Annotated in this window: 23 protein-coding genes; 20 read left to right on the forward strand and 3 right to left on the reverse strand. The window is 39.7% G+C overall.

All coding sequences use genetic code 11. From position 1 onward, the window contains the following. Window positions 1-71: 71 nt before the first annotated feature. The 13 genes from BK582_RS15445 to BK582_RS15500 all read left to right on the forward strand — a co-directional run bounded on the left by BK582_RS15445 (window position 72) and on the right by BK582_RS15500 (window position 13,104). Window positions 72-1,256, forward strand: a complete 1,185-nt coding sequence (locus BK582_RS15445) for a glycosyltransferase family 4 protein (RefSeq protein ID WP_078595895.1) — start codon at window positions 72-74, stop codon at window positions 1,254-1,256. After that, on the forward strand, window positions 1,249-2,061 hold the full coding sequence (locus BK582_RS15450; protein ID WP_078595896.1) for a glycosyltransferase: 813 nt from the start codon (window positions 1,249-1,251) through the stop codon (window positions 2,059-2,061). Before BK582_RS15445 ends, BK582_RS15450 begins: the two co-directional genes overlap by 8 nt. Window positions 2,062-2,359: 298 nt before the next feature. Continuing rightward, on the forward strand, window positions 2,360-3,586 hold the full coding sequence (fliB, locus tag BK582_RS15455; RefSeq protein WP_078595897.1) for a flagellin lysine-N-methylase: 1,227 nt from the start codon (window positions 2,360-2,362) through the stop codon (window positions 3,584-3,586). 306 nt (window positions 3,587-3,892) lie between these two features. Then, entirely contained in the window at window positions 3,893-5,842 is a 1,950-nt protein-coding gene (locus BK582_RS15460) for an asparagine synthase-related protein (RefSeq protein ID WP_078595898.1), read from the forward strand. Between the two features lie 15 nt (window positions 5,843-5,857). After that, window positions 5,858-6,031: a paeninodin family lasso peptide gene (locus BK582_RS26540; protein ID WP_139368261.1), complete on the forward strand. Its 174-nt coding sequence runs from the start codon at window positions 5,858-5,860 to the stop codon at window positions 6,029-6,031. Window positions 6,032-6,117: 86 nt separating this feature from the next. After that, window positions 6,118-7,047: a phosphoenolpyruvate carboxykinase (ATP) gene (locus tag BK582_RS15465; RefSeq protein ID WP_420841231.1), complete on the forward strand. Its 930-nt coding sequence runs from the start codon at window positions 6,118-6,120 to the stop codon at window positions 7,045-7,047. Next, the gene (locus BK582_RS15470; RefSeq protein ID WP_078595900.1) at window positions 7,044-7,337 is read left to right on the forward strand and encodes a lasso peptide biosynthesis PqqD family chaperone; all 294 of its coding nucleotides are present in this window, start codon (window positions 7,044-7,046) and stop codon (window positions 7,335-7,337) included. Before BK582_RS15465 ends, BK582_RS15470 begins: the two co-directional genes overlap by 4 nt. 31 nt (window positions 7,338-7,368) lie before the next feature. Next, window positions 7,369-7,842 carry a lasso peptide biosynthesis B2 protein gene (locus tag BK582_RS15475; RefSeq protein ID WP_078595901.1) on the forward strand — a complete coding sequence of 158 codons (474 nt, stop codon included), beginning with the start codon at window positions 7,369-7,371 and terminating at the stop codon, window positions 7,840-7,842. Next, window positions 7,835-8,998, forward strand: coding sequence for a nucleotidyltransferase domain-containing protein (locus BK582_RS15480; RefSeq protein WP_078595902.1), 1,164 nt, complete (start codon window positions 7,835-7,837; stop codon window positions 8,996-8,998). Before BK582_RS15475 ends, BK582_RS15480 begins: the two co-directional genes overlap by 8 nt. A gap of 12 nt (window positions 8,999-9,010) precedes the next feature. After that, window positions 9,011-10,804, forward strand: a complete 1,794-nt coding sequence (locus BK582_RS15485) for an ABC transporter ATP-binding protein (RefSeq protein WP_078595903.1) — start codon at window positions 9,011-9,013, stop codon at window positions 10,802-10,804. 108 nt (window positions 10,805-10,912) lie between these two features. Beyond that, a complete protein-coding gene (locus BK582_RS15490; protein WP_218190733.1) occupies window positions 10,913-11,908 on the forward strand; it encodes a metallophosphoesterase in 996 nt (331 codons plus the stop codon). 288 nt (window positions 11,909-12,196) lie between these two features. Beyond that, window positions 12,197-12,328 (forward strand): anti-repressor SinI family protein, encoded by a 132-nt coding sequence (locus BK582_RS15495; protein ID WP_078595905.1) that lies wholly within the window; start codon window positions 12,197-12,199, stop codon window positions 12,326-12,328. Between the two features lie 341 nt (window positions 12,329-12,669). Beyond that, window positions 12,670-13,104: a DUF1284 domain-containing protein gene (locus BK582_RS15500; RefSeq protein WP_078595906.1), complete on the forward strand. Its 435-nt coding sequence runs from the start codon at window positions 12,670-12,672 to the stop codon at window positions 13,102-13,104. 63 nt (window positions 13,105-13,167) lie between these two features. Here the strand turns inward: BK582_RS15500 and BK582_RS15505 are convergent, their stop codons facing one another. Further along, window positions 13,168-14,649, reverse strand: coding sequence for a S8 family serine peptidase (locus tag BK582_RS15505; protein ID WP_078595907.1), 1,482 nt, complete (start codon window positions 14,647-14,649; stop codon window positions 13,168-13,170). 384 nt (window positions 14,650-15,033) lie between these two features. Here BK582_RS15505 and BK582_RS15510 point away from each other — a divergent pair, with 384 nt between their 5' ends. Continuing rightward, the gene (locus BK582_RS15510) at window positions 15,034-16,044 is read left to right on the forward strand and encodes a chymotrypsin family serine protease (protein ID WP_078595908.1); all 1,011 of its coding nucleotides are present in this window, start codon (window positions 15,034-15,036) and stop codon (window positions 16,042-16,044) included. 420 nt (window positions 16,045-16,464) lie between these two features. Here BK582_RS15510 and BK582_RS15515 read toward each other — a convergent pair whose 3' ends face one another. Together BK582_RS15515 and BK582_RS15520 are read right to left on the reverse strand one after the other, a co-directional pair. Beyond that, window positions 16,465-16,761, reverse strand: coding sequence for a spore coat protein (locus BK582_RS15515; protein WP_078595909.1), 297 nt, complete (start codon window positions 16,759-16,761; stop codon window positions 16,465-16,467). After that, window positions 16,758-16,973, reverse strand: a complete 216-nt coding sequence (locus BK582_RS15520) for a hypothetical protein (RefSeq protein ID WP_078595910.1) — start codon at window positions 16,971-16,973, stop codon at window positions 16,758-16,760. Before BK582_RS15520 ends, BK582_RS15515 begins: the two co-directional genes overlap by 4 nt. Before the next feature lie 308 nt (window positions 16,974-17,281). Between BK582_RS15520 and BK582_RS15525 the strand changes: the two genes are divergently transcribed. From BK582_RS15525 to BK582_RS15550, 6 genes are all read left to right on the forward strand, one after another. Then, window positions 17,282-17,506 (forward strand): spore coat protein, encoded by a 225-nt coding sequence (locus tag BK582_RS15525; protein ID WP_078595911.1) that lies wholly within the window; start codon window positions 17,282-17,284, stop codon window positions 17,504-17,506. Next, window positions 17,503-17,862, forward strand: coding sequence for a spore coat protein (locus BK582_RS15530; RefSeq protein ID WP_236939180.1), 360 nt, complete (start codon window positions 17,503-17,505; stop codon window positions 17,860-17,862). Before BK582_RS15525 ends, BK582_RS15530 begins: the two co-directional genes overlap by 4 nt. 18 nt (window positions 17,863-17,880) lie before the next feature. Continuing rightward, on the forward strand, window positions 17,881-19,017 hold the full coding sequence (locus BK582_RS15535) for a zinc-dependent alcohol dehydrogenase (protein WP_078595912.1): 1,137 nt from the start codon (window positions 17,881-17,883) through the stop codon (window positions 19,015-19,017). A 316-nt stretch (window positions 19,018-19,333) separates the two neighbouring features. Then, the gene (locus BK582_RS15540) at window positions 19,334-20,845 is read left to right on the forward strand and encodes a glycine betaine uptake BCCT transporter (RefSeq protein WP_169911274.1); all 1,512 of its coding nucleotides are present in this window, start codon (window positions 19,334-19,336) and stop codon (window positions 20,843-20,845) included. Window positions 20,846-21,085: 240 nt separating this feature from the next. Continuing rightward, window positions 21,086-21,829 (forward strand): SDR family NAD(P)-dependent oxidoreductase, encoded by a 744-nt coding sequence (locus BK582_RS15545; protein ID WP_078595913.1) that lies wholly within the window; start codon window positions 21,086-21,088, stop codon window positions 21,827-21,829. Between the two features lie 39 nt (window positions 21,830-21,868). Next, window positions 21,869-22,129 carry an HPr family phosphocarrier protein gene (locus BK582_RS15550; protein ID WP_078595914.1) on the forward strand — a complete coding sequence of 87 codons (261 nt, stop codon included), beginning with the start codon at window positions 21,869-21,871 and terminating at the stop codon, window positions 22,127-22,129. The last annotated feature ends 75 nt before the right edge of the window (window positions 22,130-22,204 follow it).

Raw genomic sequence — 22,204 nt, forward strand, 5'->3', positions numbered from 1 at the left:
TTTAATTAATTTTCCCACGCTTCAATTATGTTTTATAACCTGATGTGAGTATGCGGTAATGGAGTGATCATATGACGAATAAAAGAATCTGCTTTGTTACAACAACATCAGTGACAATTAAAAGCTTTTTAATTGGGCAGCTGGAGTACTTTTATATGCGTGGTTACGAGGTAACTGTTATCTGCAATAATGATCTGCAGCTGGCAAAATCGCTGCCCAGTTATATTAATTATAAACCTGTTGAAATGGTTCGCGGAGTAAATTCAGCAAATGCCATAAGATGTATCTATCAGCTTTATAAAATCTTTAAAAAAGAGAACTTTGATATAGTGCAATACTCAACCCCAAATGCGGCTCTGTATACTTCTGTAGCAGCGTGGCTTGCAAGGGTTCCAGTACGCCTCTATTGCCAGTGGGGGATAAGGTACGTAGGGTTTGAAGGTTGGAAACGACAATTTTTCAAGCTTTTGGAAAAAGCAGTATGTACATTATCTACTTATATTGAACCTGACAGTTTAGGAAATCTTAATTTCAGTTTCAGAGAAAAACTCTATAAACCAAGGAAGAGTAGAGTAATATGGAACGGAAGCGCTAATGGTGTTGATTTGGTCAAATTTGATATTTCGAAAAAATGTTACTGGAATAAATTAATACGGAAACAATACAACATACAGCCTGATGAGCTGGTAATTGGTTTTATTGGAAGGCTGGACAAAGATAAAGGAATAAATGAGCTGCTGCAGGCATTTAAAAAGATATCAGATGAATATCAAAATTGTAAACTCCTTATAATTGGGCCAGATGATAAGGTTGAGGGACTTGAGCCAGAGATTTATAAATGGTCAAAGAGTTTTGATTCTGTGATTTACACTGGGTTTACGACTCAGGTAGAAAAATTCATCGCCGCTATGGATCTTTTTGTCCTTCCAAGTTACCGGGAAGGTTTTGGTTCAGTTGTAATTGAAGCAGAAGCAATGGGTGTGCCGGTAATTGTAACTGACATTCCCGGTCCGGTTGACGCGATGCAGCCTGGAATAACCGGACTTACAGTACCAAAAGGTTCTGTACAGCCATTAGTCGACGCTATGGAACAGATGATACTTAATCCAAAGGAAAGAGAAGAAATGGGCAAAAATGCATTTAACTTTGCCAGGACAAATTTTGCTCAGGAGAAACTGTGGGACTATATACTTGAGGACCGGGACAGACTTTGCAACACACTCATCCTTTCGCAAAGGGAGAAGTTGGATGCTTAATACTAAGGGAAAGATTTCAATAATTATGGGAGTATACAACTGTGAGGCTACTTTGAGTGAAAGTATTGAATCACTTCTAAACCAGACATACACAAATTGGGAGCTGATTTTGTGTGAAGATGGATCGAGTGACAATACTTATTATATTGCAAAAAAGTATGCTGATATGTATGACAACATTGTTTTAATAAGGAATAAGCAGAATGTGGGACTTGCTCATTCCCTTAACAAGTGCCTGGAACATACTACAGGAGAATATATTGCCCGCCAGGATGGGGATGACCGGTCACTTCCTGAAAGGCTGGAACGGGAAGCAGCAGTTCTTAATAACTTACCGGAATTCGACATCGTCAGTACAGGGATGTCTTTTTTTGATGAGAAAGGTTTTTGGGGTCAGGTTATACCTGTTAAAGTACCAACAGCAGAGGACTTTGTCTTACAAAGTCCTTTTTGCCATGCACCCAGTATGTTCAGAAAAGAGGCGATAATGCATGTTAACGGCTACGACACCGATAAAAGGACATACCGAGCTGAAGATTATGACCTTTGGTTCCGCATGTATGCAAATGGTTCTAAAGGATGCAACATTCAGGAGGCTTTATATGAAGTCAGGGATGATAGAAATGCGATAAAAAGAAGGAAGTATAAGTACAGAATTAATGAAGCATATGTTCGTTATAAGGGCTACAGACTGCTAAAGCTTCCTCTTAAATCCCATATTTATGCCTTTAGAGCCTTGATTGTTGGGCTGGTTCCAGGGGGAGTGTATAAAATAATACGCAGAAAAAAATATTCCTATTCTTGAATTATTAGGCTCGAAGCTGTTTGGCAAAATTGTGCATCTGTGGAGGTAGATAGATGAAACAGAATTTATCCAAAAGACTGCGTCCTATATCGGGGGAGTAAACATTCATATTTGATTGACACTTTCTTAAAAAAGTGATAATTTTTTTAAAAGAAGATATTCATTATAACGAACTAATACCGATGGGAAATCTTTATGATTTACATGTTTTTTACCTGGTTAATTCTTTATTATGAATAAGCTGTTCCGTATGAACAAATATTTATGTCCATTGGGACCATGAAAGGACAGTTATTAAATGCCAATCAGAAAACTACTTGAACCTGATTATTTACAAAAATTTAAATGTCTTGGATCTGAATGTGAAGACACGTGCTGTCATGGTTGGAGAATAAACATTGATCAGGAAACTTATTATAAACATGAAAATACAGATAACACTCTGCTCACCAAACATTTAAAAAAACTAGACGTCAAAAGTAATAAAGAAAACTATGCAGTATTAATGTTAGATAGTGAGTTATATTGCCCGCTTCTTAATAAAGATAAGTTATGTAAGGTTCATACGGAAATGGGAGAGGACTACCTGCCTAATATATGCTCAACGTACCCTCGTCAAACTAATATTATCGATGGAGTGTACGAAAGATCTGCTACTTTATCCTGTCCTGAGGCAGCCCGTCTTATTTTACTTAACCCAGAGGGCATAACTTTTAATGAAGTGGTTGAACCAACTGATAATCGTCACCTAATTTCCATAAATATAAATCCAAGCAAAACTACTCCTAAACGTGGAGAATTTGTTTACTTTAATGAATTACAACAATTTTCAATTAGTATAATAAAAAATAGAAGCTATTATCTATTTGACAGGTTATTAATATTAGGAATGTTTTTAAATGAAATTCAGAGATTAATCGACGAACAAACTATTGATGAAATACCAAACTGTATAACTCATTTTAATTTATTGATAGATAACAGAGAAATTCTGAATAAAAAAAATAATGTGACGGTATCTGTTAAAAAACAAATGAAGATCAACAGGCATTTACTGGATATGAGAATATTCAGTGGTGTAAGAGACAGCAGATATTTGAATTGCTTGTTTGAAGGATTAAAAGGTCTGAAATATACTGGTTCTTTAATAAATGAACAAAGTTTAATGGAATATAATAAAGCATATCACCAATATTTCCTGCCTTTCTTATCTGAGCATGAATATATTTTTGAAAATTACTTAGTTAATTATATATTTAGAAATGTTTTTCCGTATCATATAACAAGAAATGTTTTTGAGGAATACATTGTTATGGTTATACATGTTTCCTTAATTAAATTTCAATCAATTGGATTAATGAATTACCATAAAGAAAGTTTTACCCACAATCATTTAATAACTTTAATCCAAAGCTATTCAAGAAATGTTGAGCATGCACCCACAGAGATCAGTAGATTTTTAGATTATTTAAAGGAAAATAATTATACATCACTTAATAATTTAGGGGTATTAATAAAGCATTGAAGAAATAATATACAGGAAATTGACTTTAAAATTTACACAAGTTTAATTGCACATTAAGTAAAAAGAACATAAAAATTTATTTTTCAAGAGTAATTGACATTAATAATAAAGGGTGATAAATTTAGCTAAAGGATAGTTCTTTATTACGAACACAAGAGCAATGACTGGAATGGTCTATAGGTATATATTATTTTTTTTGATCTTTGCATTCGTTATTTAGAACGGGGTTGAGAATCTTAAAAAATCATAATAATTCCGGTGGTATTGTTCTATTCATTTAACATTGTTGTTAACAGGAGGATTACTATGAGCGCGATTGCCGGCCTAGTCCATTTTAATAATGAAGCAGTTTTACCTAAACAAGCGAGAGCTTTAATGGCGGGTTTTGAGCAATTTCCTGCCGATGACATTCAAACCTGGCAAATGCGCAACATATTTTTAGGCTGCCATGCTCAGTGGATTACTCCGGAATCAGTAGGGGAACAATTGCCATACTATGACTACAATAGAAAGTTAGCTATAACGTGTGACGCTATTATAGATAATAGAAAAGAGTTATTTGAAAAGCTGCATATAAAAGATCCACTGATCAAAAGATCTATGCCAGACAGCCAGATTATTTTACTGGCTTATGATAAATGGGGGGAGCAATGTCCGAAATATCTAATTGGTGACTTTTCCTTTATGATATGGGATCAAAACAACCAAAAGCTTTTTGGTGCCAGAGACTTCTCAGGAGCCAGAACGCTATACTTTTATAATGACCAAAGCCGCTTTATTTTTTCTACTATAATGGAGACCTTCTTTCGATTTCCTTACATAAAAAAGGAATTAAATGAAAGCTGGCTGGCGGAATTTATTTCAATTTCCGGAATGGAAGAAGCTATAAATATGACTGAAACTGTCTATAAATCAATATACCAGGTGCCTCCGGGACACAGCATATCTGCAAAGAATGGAAATGTGAAGTTGGCCAGGTATATAAAGTTGGATGTTAATGAGACTATTAAATTCAAATCTGACGAAGAATATGAAGAAGCTTTCCGCTACGAATTAGATCAGGCTGTGTCAGACAGGCTTAGAACACATGGAGGAGTGGGGGCTCAATTAAGCGGAGGCCTTGACTCGAGCTCTGTAGTTAGTATAGCTGCAAAGCAGTTACAAAAAGATTATAAGAAACTTTACACATACAGTTATGTACCGGAAGTAACATTTAATGACTGGACATCGAATTTTTATGTGCCTAATGAGTCGCCGTATATTAAAGAAACAGTAAATTTTGTTGGAAATATTAATGATAATTATCTTGATTTTGATGGGAGAAGCTCTTTGGACGAGATTGACCATTTCCTTGACATTATGGAAATGCCTTATAAGTTCTTTAATAATTCTTTATGGCTGAAAGGAATAAATGAAACAGTAAGCCAGCAGGGAATAAAAATTTTATTAAATGGTGCCAGAGGAAATCATTCCATTTCTTTCGGTTCGAAAAACCTTACGATTACCTACTACAGTGATTTATTAAAAAGGCTCCGTTGGATTGCTTTAAACAAAGAGTTAAACCTATTCTGTCAACAACTTAATACTGGAAAACGAGTTATTCTTCCATTAGTAATGGAAAAAACATTTCCAATAATCTATTCCTTTTTTAATAAAGAGGAAACAGCTAACACAGAAACTAATTGGATGAAGTTAATAAACCCTGACCTTGCCAAAAATACACAGCTAGAAGAAAGATTAATGGAATATAATAGAGTTATTAATGATGAAACATCAATAAGAAACAATCACTTCCAGCAGCCCTATACATGGAATAAAACAGGAACAGCAACTACCAAACTTTCATTACGGTATTCAACTTGGGATCGTGACCCTACAAATGATTTACGTTTAATAAAGTTTTGTCTTGCTGTACCTCAAGAGCAGTATGCTAAAGGAGGAATGGAACGAGCGTTAATAAGAAGAGCTATGAAAGGGTTGCTTCCGGATAAAGTAAGGTTAAATCAGCATAGCAGGGGTTTACAAGCTGCAGACGTGGTTCATCGATTGACACCAAAATGGCCCGCGTTTATTGAGGAAATAACAAATATGACTTCTGACCCGGTAACTTCTCATTATATAAATATGGACTATGTAAAGAATGCTATAGCTATGTTAGGTGACACTCCCAACCCCGAATACGTTTTTTATGACGAGTTTAAAGTTTTAACCCGCAGTCTTATCCTGCACAGGTTTCTTAAGAGACATACATCATGAAAGGGGGTGAGAAAAATGAAAAAAGTATGGAAACAACCAATCTTAGATTTATTAGATGTAAATAGAACTATGGGTGGAGCTGGTGATGCACAAGATGATAGCTATTGTACTAATGCAAATTTTGACGGAAAAATTAATAAAGCGTGTGCAAATCCAGACCCAGGCCCAGGCCCAGGGCTAGGTAGTTAATTTTTAGGCATTTTTGACCCTTATACCTAACTTAAACAGTATAAGGGTTTTCCCATATTGAATGACCTCGGGGGTAATGAATTATTATGAATACTAGAGAATGTTTTTATTACTCTGCTTTTGGATTCAAGTTATTGAGTCCTATTAGACTGCCAGAGTTAACAGTAATTAACCAGTGTAATATAACACCTGATATTACCATCGTCTTTAATAACCTGCAGGAAACATGGGATTCACATACTAAGGATAATGATTATTTTTATATAGAAAAGGATTTTATATTAGTAAATATTCCAAAGGTAGGGATATTCTCAATCCACGGTGGAAAGGAAATTGTTGTTTCACCTTTTAAAGATGTACAGGAAGACCAGCTTCGCCTCTACATGTTAGGGACATGTATGGGAGCTGTATTGATGCAAAGGAGAATACTCCCGTTGCACGGGAGCGCGATAGAAATTAATGGGAAGGCTTATGCTATTGTCGGAGAATCTGGAGCAGGCAAGTCTACTACTGCTTCCGCCTTATTGAACAAAGGATACAAGCTTATTAGTGACGATGTAATTCCTGTGACTTTAAACGAAGAAAATATACCTGTTGTAACACCTGCATACCCCCAGCAAAAACTATGGCAGGAAAGCCTTGATAAATTTGGAATGGACTCCTCCAGCTACCGGCCTGTTGTTGACCGGGAAACAAAGTTTGCGATACCGGTACATAAACATTTTTCCAGTACCAGGCTGCCACTAGCAGGTGTTTTTGAATTAATAAAAACTAATAATGAGGAAGTTGAAATCAGGGAGATCCAGCAGCTGGAACGGTTTCATAGCTTGTACCTTCATACGTACCGTAATTTCTTTCTTAAGCCTGCCGGATTAATGGAATGGCATTTCAAAGTTTGTGCGGATATGGTAAATAAGCTGGATTTATATCAAATACAGCGCCCAAGTTCGCGATTTACTACAGAGGAATTAACAGCACTTATACTATCATCGATAAATAAGGAGGTTGTTGTATGATTGGAAGTCAAAATATTTATACAAATACACTGGTAAGTCAATTCCCAGGAAGCATTGTCAGTGACATGGACGGAGAAAAGGTAATGTTAAGTATTAGTAAAGGGAAATATTATAACCTTGGTGAAATTGGAGGACGAATCTGGGAACTGATCGAACAGCCAATCTCTATTGAAGAAATTGTTATTAGACTGCTTGAAGAATATGACGTTAAAAAAACAGAATGTGAAGAACAAGTTATCAATTTTATCGATATGCTGAGGAAGGAAGAATTAGTTGAGTTAAAAAATTAACATTATCAGTGCAACAGAAAGGAAAAAGAAAATGATTAACAAAGCCAGGTCTTTTTGGAGTTTAGATAGACAAGTGAAATCAATGCTATTTGAAGCATACGTTTATTTGGCCTGGGCCAGATTATTAAAATTACTGCCTTTTTACAAAATTGCTCCTTCTCTCGGAGAGCACATGGAAGAAACAAACTATATACCGAAAGTAAATGAGCGTAAAACAATCTCACAAGTTTCCCAAACAGTTCACATGATGAGCCGCTACACCTTCTGGGAAAGTGAGTGTCTTGTTAAGGCAATTGCCTCTCTGAAAATGCTTGAAAAACGAGGCATTGAAAGCACATTATATTTAGGAACCAGAAAGAGTGAGAATGGTGTATTCGCAGCACATGCATGGTTAAGAAGCGGCCCTTATTATATTACTGGTGCAGAAGGCATGGAGAAGTTCACGGTAGTTAGTAAATTTGCCAAAAGGCTTTCAGTCAAAAACGGAGGAGAAACATATGGATAAGGACGTTCTCAATTTGGAGCGGGTTCCAAAAGAGCTTAAGTTAATCCTGCAATTAATTAAGGGAGAAAAGGTTAGTCAAGGTACTTTTAAAGAAGTAAACTGGGAACGCTTTATTGAACTTTCTGTCCATCACCGGCTGTATCCTGTTCTGTACACTATAACAAAGCAACTGCACTCATATATTCCTGAAACCGTTATAAATCAATTATTCCATTTATATCAAAGAAATACATTTAGTATGCTTCAGCTAACGGCTGAAATGGAGCAGGTTAGCAAATTGTTTAATAAACAAAACATACCTGTCATTTTTTTGAAAGGACCAATGCTTGCTGACGAGCTGTATGGAGATATTTCAAAGCGAACGTGCAGCGACCTTGACTTTCTAATACCGATGGATGAGCTTGAAAAAGCAGAAGATTTATTGGCTGAACATGGTTATGAAAAAAATGACTATATTAAAACCGTACTGAATGACTGGAAATGGAGACACCATCATGTTACGTATTTTCATCCACAGAAAGGAATAAAGCTGGAAGTTCATTGGCGGCTTCATCCGGGGCCTGGAAAGGAGCCTGTTTTCAGAGATTTGTGGGAGCGAAAATCTGCCTGTTCTTTAACAAACTTTCCTGTCTATATGTTAGGAAGAGAGGATTTAATCTTATATTTATCTGCCCATGGTGCACGGCACGGCTGGTCGAGGCTCCGCTGGCTAATGGATATTCATCAGCTGTTAAGAGAGCAGAAAGAATTAACTAGTGTTATTAAACTGTCAAAGAGATATCAAATGTATCCTGTTTTAGGGCAGGCTATGGTTTTATCTTCCACTTTATTGAACAGCAACCAGCCGGAAGGGATAAATGCCACTTTCGATAAACAGTCTCGTACACTGGCACAGAAAGCAGTGTATTATTTTGAAAATATGGTCAATTTACATACGGACCCTGTACCAGCTGAAGTATCTGTATATCACGAAAGTTACCTCCTTACATTAATGCCGCTTCAGCAAAAACTTTTAATTTTAGCCAGTTTCTTTTTTCCATATCCAGAAGATGCGGAAACTTTGCCGCTGCCAAAATTTCTTCACTTTTTGTATTTCCCACTCCGCCCATTTATATGGGGATGGAGAAAATCGAGGAAGCAACATGCTGTATCCTAGGAGGAACCATCTATGTTAAAGCCTGTTTTTTATTTTGTGAAACAAATACACGCATATGCCGGTAAAATACTGTATATTAACCTTTTTGCTATGATACTAATCAGTTTGCTCGACGGAATTGGCATTTTGCTTTTAATACCAATGATCAGCATGACTGGAATAGTAAATATCGATGCAGGGGGGACTCCCGTAGCTGGACTATTTGAATATTTACAAGGCATACCTGCCTCTATTGGACTGCCTGTAATCCTGGCTATTTTTGTTGTAATCAGCATTATACAGAACCTGCTTCAACGGCATATTACTATAAGGGAAACTAAAATACAGCATGGATTTTTCAGGCACATGAGGGTGAAAACATATGAATCACTCCTTCACGCCGACTGGCGTTTTTATATCAAAAATAGAAAAACAGACTTAATTAATATTCTTACTTCTGAAATAGCTCGTGCCAGTGCAGGGACACATTCATTTTTACAGTTTATGGCTTCACTAATATTTACATCAATACAGATTGCTATCGCGTTTTGGCTGTCACCGGTTATAACAGTATTTTTACTCTTAAGTGGACTTTTACTTATTATTTTTAACAGAAAATTTTTGAGACGGTCATTGGAACTTGGAGGCCGAAATTATGAGCTTGGAAGGAATTACCTTGGAGGCATAACAGATCAAATTAACGGTATAAAAGATATTAAGAGTAATACTCTGGAAGACTCGCGTTTGGACTGGTATCGCTCCATTACTAAAAAAATGGAACACGAACAAGTAGAATATACAAAGTTAAAAACAAAATCTCAGCTCTATTATAAAATTGCTTCTGCAGTATTAATTGCTACTTTTATATTTATTTCATTTAGCATGTTTCAAGCGCAGGCCGCACAATTAATGCTTATTATCCTGATTTTTTCAAGACTATGGCCAAGAGTAGCAGGTATCCAGGCTTCAATGGAACATATTGCAGCCATGCTGCCGGCTTTCAAAGCGGTTATAGCTATGCAGGAAGAAAGTAAGTCAGCTAAAGAGTTCGACCTTTCTGAAAAGAAAGATATTAAGCCGCTGCATGTAAAAAGAGACATCACCTGCTGGAATGTTTCATTTAAATATAAGAAAGAGTCTTATGCTTTGAAGGATATTAATATAACGCTTCCTGCAAACCAGATGACTGCCGTTGTTGGAAAGTCCGGTGCAGGGAAAAGTACGCTGATTGATTTGTTAATGGGGCTAAATAAACCTGCAAAGGGGCAGGTGCTCATTGATGGTGTGCCTCTTTCCAGTGAGAATTTGATTTCTTTAAGAAGGGCGATAAGTTATGTTCCACAGGATCCTTTCTTATTTAACGATAGTATCAGGGAGAACCTGCTGCTTGTGAAGCCTGATGCAACAGAGGAAGAGATTTGGGAAGCATTGGAGTTTTCTTCAGCCGCTGAGTTTGTCAGGAAACTGCCTGAGAACCTTGATTCCTTAATCGGTGACCGGGGGATAAAGCTATCCGGCGGTGAAAGACAACGGTTAGTGCTGGCAAGGGCAATTCTAAGAAAACCTTCGATTCTAGTTTTAGACGAAGCAACGAGCTCTCTTGATACGGAAAATGAGGCTAAGATCCAGGAAGCCCTGGAAAGATTAAAAGGGAAGATGACGATCATTGTTATTGCACACAGGCTGTCTACAATCAGGAATGCAGACCAGGTAATCGTACTGGATGAAGGATCGGTAATTCAGAGAGGTGAGTTTGGCCAGCTTGCAAATGATAAAAGAAGTGTTTTTGGCTCATTGCTCAGAAGACAGATGGAAGCCACTTATTGACACCCGGCTCGCGAGGGTGTTTTTGTTTTGTGATTTTACAATGCCAGCAAAGTAGTATTTGCGGAGGCTTAAGCATCACCTATGCAACAAAGCAGGGAGAGGACAAAATTGACCATAAATAGGGGAAAGTTCATCCTGTTACTGTTTGTGTGTTTTCTATTTATATTGGCAGTATACACGTTTTGGGACAATAACCGCATCAAAGTAGTAAGTGAGGACATCTTCATTGAAGGCCTTCCGGCAGAGTTTGAAGGTTATAAGATTTTACAGATAACAGACTTACATGATAAGGAGTTTGGGAAGGATCAGCGCCGGCTTTTAAACGTCGTTAACAGCCTGGAATACGACGCTGTTGTCTTTACTGGAGATATGCTGGATGAGTACAGTGACTCTCCTGATTATGAGAATTTCTATGCATTGATAGAGGGGATGGACAACAAAGATGTAGCGTTGTATGTATCAGGAAATTCTGATACAGCCAATTATGTAATAAACGAGAATAGGGTGCCGGAAAAACACGAGTTCATTCAGGGGATGGAGGAGAGAGGGGTGGAGCTTCTGGAATCTGTCTACACTGTGGACAAAGGGCCATCACGCCTACATTTTACAGACTTCGAATTATCCTATATGCAGGAAGAGCTTTCCGTGGTGGAAGGCAGATATCAGCTTAGAGAAGTATACGAAAAGTACGATAAGGTTTATTTAAAACAGTTAATGGAGGAGTTTTCGCACATCGAATCAAAAAGTGATTCTGATATATTAATCGGGCTGACACATTATCCTGTGGTAGATTCGTTAATTGACAGATTAGATGAAGACCCTCAGTATAATTTGATGGATTATGACCTTATTTTAGCCGGCCATTATCACGGTGGGCAGTTCCGGTTTCCTTTTTACGGAGCGGTTTTTATCCCTGAACCGATGTACGAAAATTCCGGGTTGTTTCCGCCACAAGACAAAGTGAAAGGACTATGGGAGCACCGGGGAGTTCAGCAATATGTGAGCACCGGCCTGGGCAGCAGTGGCCCAATACCTTTATTACGTTTCAGGTTCTTAAATACTCCGGAAATAAATTTTCTTACTTTAAGAAATAAAGAGGATTAGCCCTCCATTTAGGTGGAGGGCTGTTTATTTTTGTCGTAAATTCACTATATAGCACAAAATATCACTTTGAAAAGTAAAAATATTAAGAAAACACCAGTAATAACCCAAAAACAGAAGATATTATATGTTTAATACTAGATTTTTAACGAAAACAGTAGTTTATGGCAATAAAAATTAGTTATATAATATTTATATTCAATATAAAGAACAAAAAGGGCAGGGATTATCTCATATCAGACAGTACAAGACTACGGAAAAGTATAGATTAGTAAATAGGGGGAGTTACAAATGGAAGATCAGGTTTTAGCATTAGATCCTGAATGGAAAGAGTTACTGGCTGAGGCATATGAAATAGGATTGAGCCCGGAAGAGGTTCGCTTATTTCTAAGGACTGCTGCAGAAACAAGTAATTCTGTTTAATATCAGAAATTGCAATGCGCAATTAACTGAAAATAATTAAAGACTTGCCGATTCAGTGCTGACTCGGGTAAGTCTTATTTTATTTGCTTCTCACAGTTCCTCCGCATGAAATAGATTTAATATCAGCCACGAAAAAATAGAGAACGGTCTCCATAACATCAGCTTGGTGGCGCTCACACCAAAATCTCTGTTTCCTCCTTATGTTCCCTTATTTCAGCAGTCAAAGGGTCGTTGTCGTTAGCTCGTCTGCCGGAAGTATTTAAAGGATAATAAAAAAGGTATTTTTCCTTAAAGGGAGAAATAGTTTTAAACAGATACTTGCTGCAGAAGGAGTAATTTATATGGAAAGAACAGTGAGAGGGCATCATTTGCTCTGTGTCCACGGATTTCAGGGAATGGGTTACAGCCCGGGCTTTATTAAAAAAATGGAAACGATCGTAGATGAAATAAGGGATGAAGAGAAGGACTTTCCTATCCGTGTAGTGGCTGACCTGGATGATGCTTGCGGGGCTTGCCCACATAATGGAGGCACTGTTTGTATGGCGAGTGAAAATGCTGATGAACGGATTAAATCTATGGATATAAGAGTAATCGAACATCTGAAACTGGAGCCAGGCAAGCTTTACCGTAAAAGCAAGCTTGTTCATTGGACCGCGAAAAATGTTAAGCCGGATGACTTAGACACACTTTGTAAGAACTGCAGCTGGCTTTCCTATGGAGTATGCAAAGCTGGGATTGAAAAGTTAAGAGAGGAAAAAAGTTCAGCGAATAGTTAAGGATAAGTTTCACTGAAAAACAAATAAAAGATGAGGCTCCTCAAGGGGCCTCATCTTTTATTATTATCTGCGGATGCCGTTGAGCGCACGGTTTGCGTTTACAATTCCGTGGCCGAATATTGGATCATAACCGCGTTTTCCAGCGTCTACAGCTGTTTGCTGAAGAGCGTTTTGTACTTGTCTTGGGTTAGGCTTGTTGCCAGTTTCAGCATATACTTTAGCGATGTATGCTGCAGCTGCACCTGAAACCTGTGGTGCTGCCATGGAAGTTCCGCCTTTCCAGCCATAGCCTTTGCCGAATAATGCTTCAGCTTCAGGACCGCGTCCGCCGTACTCAAGATAAGTAGGGACAGCACTTAGGACAAGGTATTTGCTTCCTTCAGTTCTTGTTGGTCCAAGGTCTCCACCAGGAGCGCCAAGGTCAATTGCGCCGTTTCCGTAGTTAGAGTAAAATGCGAGACGGTCTTCTGTTCCAAATCCGCCTCCAGTAGCTGAGACAGTGATAGCGCCAGGCATTTGTGCTGGTACATAAACTGTAGCGCCTTTAGCTTCCCATCCGTCGTTTCTTCCAGCGTTAAGCTGGTCTGTAACTTTAGCAGGGTTGCTTAAATCCATTTCAGAGTTACCTGCAGAAGCAACAATTGTAACTCCTTTGTTGATCGCATAACGAATTGCTCTGTTATATGCTACATAATCTGCAGCACTGTTTCCGCCGCGTACTCTTTCGCCTGTTTCAGGATCAGTAAAGAACCACTGCCCAAGAAGACGGGTACCGCCAAGGCTCATGTTGATTACGTCAGCTCCGTCATCAGCAGCTGCGATAATCGCATCTGTAATCCAGATTTGCTGTGCTCCGCCAGTTGCACCGAATACACGGTAAGAACGAAGAGTAGTACCAGGAGCAACACCCTTCATGCTTCCGTCAGCACCGATAGTTCCGGCAACGTGAGTTCCGTGGCTGTTGAAGTCCCAGGAGTCTTCAGTACCAGGAACGAAAGTACGGGAACCTTCTTCGTCAACAACGTGAGCGAGGTCAGGGTGATCAAAATCGAAACCACTGTCGATTACTGCTACAACTACATCTTCGCGCGCCTCACGATATAGATCGTGGCTTGCACCGTTGTCAGTTACCATTTCAATGTCCCACTGATAACCAGACTCCCAGATGTTTGTTACTGGTGGTTCATTAGTAACTTCAGCTTCTTCAGCAACCTCCAGTTCAGGAAGATCGAGAGTTACTTCAAGTGATGGTCCAACCGATAAAACTTCGCGGTTGTTCATCATTTCCTTAATAAATGATGCTGGTTCATCCGTAGTTACTTCGATAGTTCCGATTTCAGGAACCGAGTATGTAACTTCTCCTCCGGCTTGTGCAACCAGGTCTTCAGCATTTTGCGGAATGCTATCCGAACGGAAAACTACTAACAGTTGTTCTTCGTCGTTCTGCACATCTGCATTTGAAGCGGCAGCTCCAGATACGAAGGTTGACATTACGAGTAGAACTGCAAGCATAAACGTCATAAAGATTTTTGCTTTTCCTCTCATTTAAACAGCTCCTTCTTTGTTGTTTTTGAGAATGACATTCTCTTAGAATAATTTTAACAGCAAAATACACAAAAGTATGAATTATCTGTTAAATTTTTTATGTTCGTAGAAAGGTACTAGGCGGAACGAGTTAGGAAAAAGAGGGAGGAAAGTGAAAGCAAAAAGTATTTCTTTCGAATGTAGGAAAAAAGTTTCACTACACCGCTATTTCGAATGGTAAAAATCTAGTTGTGGGCGCTTTTAATAATGATTCAAAATCTTAATTTGATTAAATTCCTGTCTTTAATAGCCTCTTAAAGAAGGTTACAGAAGATTTAATAGAGAAGTATATTAATCAATGTTTTCTCAGATAACTCTATTTTTTCCAAACAGGAGGGGTGCTGGATGGATAACTTGCCAAAGGCAGAGATTGCAAAAGTAAAAAAGGTGAAAAATCAGAAAAATGAAGATGAGATATTAAGAAAAGAAAACGTTGTGGCTGTGGGGATTGGCAGAAAAATCGTAGATGGGAAATTAACTGACAGACCGGCTTTGATTACTTTTGTGAAATGTAAAAAAGATGAATGTGATCTGGCGGAGAAAGATATCGTACCTGCAACAGTTGACGGCATAGAAACAGATGTGGTGGAAATAGGTGAACCAGTCATTGAAAATGCAGAAAATAAACTTGTTGAAGAAGATGCGGATACAATGCAGCGCACCTTACCGGGGAACGAACTTACCTCAAGAATCAGGCCGTTAAAAGGGGGATGGAGTATCGGACATCCGGACATTACAGCGGGCACAGCAGGTGCTGTAGTTTTTAATAATGACGAAACACTTCCAGGCAGATATTATATTTTATCAAACAATCATGTGATTGCTAACAGTAACGCTGCAAAAGAAGGTGACCCTATTTTACAGCCGGGAGCTGTGGACGGTGGAAAAAGGGGCGATGACCAGGTAGCGGTGCTCAGCAAGTTTATTCCTATTGATTTAACACCTGACGTCCCGCTGGAAGAGCAGAATAATATCGTTGATGCAGCGATAGCAGAAGGGTCGCTTCAGGAGCTTGACCGGGAAATTTACTGGAACGGCTACGTGAAAGGCTGGGTGAAAAAAGAGGATGTAGAAGTGGGGACCAGGGTCAAAAAAACTGGCAGGACCACTGGCTATACCGCGGGTACTATTATTTCTGTTGATACGACTGTTGATGTCAATTTTGGCCGGGGACGGACTGCCCGGTTCAGAGATCAGATCTTTACCACGAATATGTCGGAAGGCGGTGACAGCGGCTCTCTCGTCACCGATATGGAAAACCGCGCTGTCGGGCTCTTATTTGCAGGAAGCAGTGAGATCACAATTTTAAACCAGATAGAAAATGTACGAGAGTTACTGAAAATTGAGTTTGTGTAAATTTGAGTAGGATGATTGGTGCGGGGGAATAGAAAGCCAGAAGTTTAATACGTATAGAGGGGGCACCAGGTGAGTGGTGTTCCCTTTTTTATGTTAGAGGCATGAGGGTTTACAGGGGGTTACTCTTTTAGTTGCAGGGAGATTACTCTTGCATACCCGCTAGCTTGATTTTTTCATCAGAGCGGGTATGTGAGAGCGTCTTGCGTACCGGCTAGCTTAAATTATTCATCAGAGCGGGTATGCGAGAACGTCTAGCATCCCCACTTGCTTCAAAGTTCCGTCAGAGTGGGTATGCAAGACCAGTTCCCGAGACATACTTACTTCAATTTCCTTTCCAATCGCCACAGCCAAAGCAAAGAAAAACCGGGCAAAGGAGATGCCCGGTTTTCCTCTATTTGCGTCTGTTAAACATAAATCATTTTAGTCTGCCAGTTTTAATGCTGCTTTGGATGCTTTCAGATCGACGCTTATTTGCTCTTTTATATCATTTGGATGGTAGTAACCTTTTTCTATCATATAATTGGTGATCAGCTCGTGGGTAACGATAGCATCTTTCAGCTGGGTGCGCAGAACTGACCTTAACTCAGGAGTGGCGGCTTCAGTTACCGCAAAAGAAAGGTCTTTCACTGTAGCTTTGGAAGATATTAAAAAATCAGTTGCGATTACCTGGTCTGTCATGCCGGCCATGCCGGCTAGATTCTGCAGTAAGTTAGTCATGATTTTTTCCCCTCCTCCTGAGAACCACTCGTAAGCAGTTCCTGAAGCTGTAGTATATGCTGCTTTCCTTTATCTGCTTCTGCTTTTAGGATTGCCTTCAATTCCTTACATTGCACAAGTCCGCTCATGGTTGCTGCTTTTGTCACACTTAAATTTTTCGCAGTAAGTATTTCTCTTGCATCCAGTGTTTCATGAAGACCTAACTGAGGCATTATCGTCACTCCTGTTGAACATATTTATCCCGATGCAACCGCCCGTAAAAACTCCCACGCTGCCCGCCCGTGAGTAAAAACGGAGACATTTTGGTGGGAGATTACGTCCACTAACATCCCGATTGGTCCAGCTAACAATCAGTGAGAGATGATAAACCTCCACTGATTGAAGTTTCACTTTATGCCTTTATAGTTTGTACAGAATAAGGAAATATACATTAACCCTTGACTGAAACTTTACGTGTATAAAAGGATTACAAATTCGGGGACAATAAACCTGCTATTTTAACCAGGAGGTGACAGACCGGATGGATAAGCGCCTGGCCTACCATGAGACAATGGAAACTCACGAAATTCTTAACTTTAAAACTGTCTGCTTACTAAAATCGAAATTACTGCAGGGGCTCGTTTTTGATAATACGCTTAAGTCTCTTATGGAAAAAGACGTTCAGCAGACGTTAAAGGATGTGGCTGAACTGCAGAGGTTTTACAAAAAAGAAAATTTAAGACACGAGGAGGCGGACACACCGTGAACGATTATTTAGATCCGCAAAACGCCATTGATATGCCTGACAAAGCAGACTCCGCGTTTGCGATGGACTTTCTTATTTCTGTCAAAACAGGAATCAGAACGTACGGTGCTGCTATTACGGAAACCACTGACCCTGAACTCAGAACAGTTTTACAGCGGCAGATGGACAAAGCGCTGGACCTTCACGGTGAACTATCAGATTTTATGATTGAAAAGGGCTGGCTGCATCCCCACGACCTGGGAAATCAATACGAAGTGGATATTAAATCCCTTGAGGAAGCTGTGTCGATTGCCAACTTAAATATTTACCCGAAAGACACTGACCGTCTTGGCACTTTCGCCACACCGAATAATTAGAGAGAGGGAGGTACGTAAATGAAAGCTGTTACATACCAGGGTATTAAGGATGTAAGAGTAAAAGAGGTGAAGGATCCGGAAATTGAAAAGGCTGATGACATTATTATAAAGGTAACTTCCTCCGCGATTTGCGGGTCTGATTTGCACTTAATCCATGGCATGGTAGCCAACTTTCCTGAAGACTATATCATCGGCCATGAACCTATTGGTGTAGTGGAAGAAACCGGCCCGGATGTGACAAAAGTAAAGAAGGGTGACCGTGTCATTATTCCTTTCAATGTAAGCTGCGGCAAGTGCTGGTACTGCAGCAATGATTTAACGAGCCAGTGTGATGACTCCAATCCTCATGGAGATGCCGGCGCCTATTTTGGTTATTCTGAAACATTTGGCGGCTACGCTGGGGGCCAGGCAGAATACATGCGTGTTCCTTATGGTAATTTCACCCCCTTCCGCATCCCGGAAGAGAATGAAGTGGAGGAAGAGAAGCTCGTATTAATTGCAGATGCCATGTCTACAGCATATTGGTCTGTTGACCGGGCTGGTGTGAAAAATGATGATACTGTTATCGTCCTTGGCTGCGGGCCAGTCGGGCTCCTGGCACAGAAATTTGCGTGGCTGAAGGGGGCCAAACGAGTAATCGCTGTTGATTATGTTGGATATCGGCTTGAACACGCCAAAAGGACAAACCATGTAGAAACGATAAACTTTGAGCAGGAAACGAATATAGGAGCCCATTTAAAAGAAATTACAAAAGGCGGCGCGGATGTAGTTATTGATGCGGTAGGCATGGACGCGAAAATGACCCCTGCAGAATTTCTGTCCTCAGGAATGAAACTCCAGGGAGGGGCATTAAATCCTGTAATAACTGCAGCACAGGCTGTGAGGAAAGCCGGTGTAATTCAGCTGACAGGAGCATATGGTGCAAGGTATAACGGATTTCCTCTCGGAGATTTATTTAACAGAAATGTGGAGCTAAGGATGGGACAGGCACCTGTTATTCCGTACATGCAGTACTTGTATGATTTAGTTGCAGATGGAAAAGTGGATCCTGGCGACATTATTACACATGTTCTTCCTCTGAGCGATGCAAAACAGGGATATGAAAAATTTGATACGAAAACAGACAACTGTATTAAAGTGATTTTGAAACCTTAAATATCTTTTATCCGGCATTTTTAATTGCCGGATTTTCTTTTTTTCTGGTAAAAAAAAGGGTGTTTCAGCTATGAAATAGGAGTATTTATTTTCCAATTGAGGGCTAGGTGCGAGCATTCGACAGTTTTTGCAACGAATACAGAGGAATTTTACATAATTTCCTGTTGATTAAAAATTAAACTTATAAAATAACGAAGTATCTAAATATATAAAGAAGTACCGGGTTTTCAAAAACCTGCTGTGACATGTTTTAATATAAAACTATAGTTATAAAAAATAAAAGGAAGTGTTGAACATCAATAGTGATAGAAACAGGATAGTTTTAAAAGTATCTGTGGCTTTATCTGTTATATTCGTGCTGGTCGGAGTATTGATTCCGGAACAGTTAGGAACAGCTATGTCCACAGCGCAAGGATTTATTCTTGAATCATTCGGCTGGTTTTACCAGCTCGTTGCAACATTCTTTCTTATATTCGCAGTGTTTATGATTTTTAGTAAATATGGAAAAATAAAGCTGGGCAAGCCGGATTCCAAGCCGGAATACAGCCGCCCTACGTGGTTTGCGATGTTATTCTCTGCAGGTATGGGGATCGGTCTTTTGTTTTACGGTGTATCCGAGCCGGTATCCCACTTTTCGACACCGCCTATGGGTGAAGGAGGAACAGAACAGTCAGCTATAACAGGAATGAGATATACATGGCTGCACTGGGGGCTTCACGCCTGGGCTATTTATGCCATTGTGGCGATGGCACTGGCATACCAGAAATTCAGAAAAGGGGCGCCAGGGTTAATGAGTGCTACACTTTACCCTGTACTTGGTGACAAGGTGAAAGGTCCTGTCGGTCAGACGATCGATATTGTCGCAGTATTTGCGACTTTGTTTGGGGTTTGTGCTTCTTTAGGATTAGGAGCGCAGCAAATTAATGCCGGCCTTGAGTATCTTATCGGCATACCGAACAACTTTACGGTGCAAATGATCATTATGGGTATAATCACCGTGCTTTTCATCATCTCAGCAAATACAGGTATTTCAAAAGGGATCAAATATTTAAGTAATACAAACATGTCCATTGCAGTATTGCTTTTCGCCGTGATGCTGATTCTTGGTCCTACACTATTTTTACTGAATATGTTTACGACAACTCTGGGGAGTTACGGACAGAACCTTCTTCAGATGGGACTGCGCCTGTCTCCGTTTGATGCGGCAGAAGCTGCCTGGACACAGGGATGGACAGTGTTTTACTGGGCATGGTGGATATCGTGGACCCCGTTTGTTGGTATGTTTATTGCCCGAGTTTCCAAAGGGCGCACCATTCGTGAATTTACGGTAGCAGTCCTGCTTGTGCCGTCATTAGTATGCGGCCTCTGGTTTACGGTCTTTGGAGGAACTGGAATCTTCCTTGAATTGACGCAGGGGCTGAACATTTCCGGCCACAGTCTTGAGACAGCAATCTTTTTCGTATTTGAACAGCTGCCTCTTGGAGCACTTCTCTCAGTACTGACGATAGCGTTAATTACTACTTTCTTTGTTACTTCAGCTGACTCAGCCACATTTGTTCTTGGAATGCTCACTACAGGGGGAAGATTAAATCCTTCCAGCAGAATTAAAGTGATGTGGGGCATCATCCTCGCCGCTTCTACTCTCGTGCTAATGTATTCAGGAGGTTTGGCCGGGCTGCAGACAGCGATCATCGTCAGCGCACTGCCGTTAACATTTATCGTACTCGTTATGTGTTATGGCCTTGTCAAAGCACTAAATTCCGAACTTATGGAGATAGAGAACTCAGGGGAAAAACAGAAGTCTATAAAACAAAAGAAGGCAAGCTGATTAATTTAAAGGATGTTTCGCATTTAGGGGCGAAATGTCCTTTTCTTTTTGACTGTCGGGATGAAAAGTGTGGCAATTTTATGAAAGCTATATGATTTTCTTTCCTTTCGACAATATTCATATTCATTCGCTGTAGATGAAAAATTACCTGCTGGGTATAATGAAAATGCACTTAATTCAGTGACTGGCTTAAGAACAAAATTTCTGATGCGCCATGTCATACAAGGGGAGATATATTAAATGAGACTTGAAGGAAAAGTTGCAGTAATTACCGGAGGAGCAAGCGGAATTGGAGAGTACACTGCGAGAGCAATGATTGAGGAAGGGGCAAAGGTTGTTGTTTCCGATATGAACGATGATCTCGGGAACACTCTGGTGGAAGACCTCAATACAAATGGCCAGAATGCAGTATACGTCCATGCTGATGTAACGAGCGAAGCAGATGCTGAAAAAATGATCAACACAGCAGTAACTGAATTTGGAAAAATTGATATCCTCTTTAACAATGCCGGTATTGGAGCACTTGGAGCTTCAGAAGATCTGCCTCTTGATGAGTGGAGAAAAGTGATTTCCGTAAATTTAGACGGTGTATTTTTAACTGCAAAGCATGCAATTAAGGCGATGCAGAAAAACGGTGGGGGAAATATCGTTAACAACGCTTCCATCTTAGGGCATGTTGGCCAGGCGCAGACAGCTGCTTATACTGCAGCTAAAGGCGGTGTAGTAAACATGACAAGGGCACTCGCTGTGGAATATGCACAGCAGAACATCCGGGTAAATGCAGTATGCCCTGGTTACATTGAGACACCTCTTTTAAGCCAGCTTGACGAAGATATGAAAAACCATTTAGTTTCACTCCATCCAATCGGCCGTCTCGGCAGACCTGAGGAAGTTGCTAAAGCAGTTGTTTTCCTGGCTTCCAATGACGCAAGCTTTGTCACTGGCGCTAACCTTCTTGTTGACGGAGGCTATACAGCACAGTAATTTACACGGGTAAAATTATTTTAAGAAAGGGTGACTGATATGAAGGAAAAAACTATTATTATCCCTGAACCTGGGCTCCATCCTGAAGCGGTTTCAAATCTCGTTCAGCTGGCTGGTACTTATGTTTCGTCACTCACTATATCTTATCATGGAAAAACAGTGGACCTGAAATCTATTCTCGGTGTGCTGTCTCTTGGAATTCCTGCTGGTACTGAAATCAAAATAATCGCAGATGGAGAAGACGAGACAGATGCCCTGGAAAATATCGCAGACTACTTTAACAAGCAAAAAAGCGCATAAAGAAAAACTTTGCAAGCCAAGCCTTCAAAGGCGAAGAAATGCCTTAGTTATACTAAATCCTAAAAATTTTATATT

Source organism: Evansella clarkii (genome assembly GCF_002019695.1).
Lineage (GTDB): Bacteria > Bacillota > Bacilli > Bacillales > Salisediminibacteriaceae > Evansella > Evansella clarkii.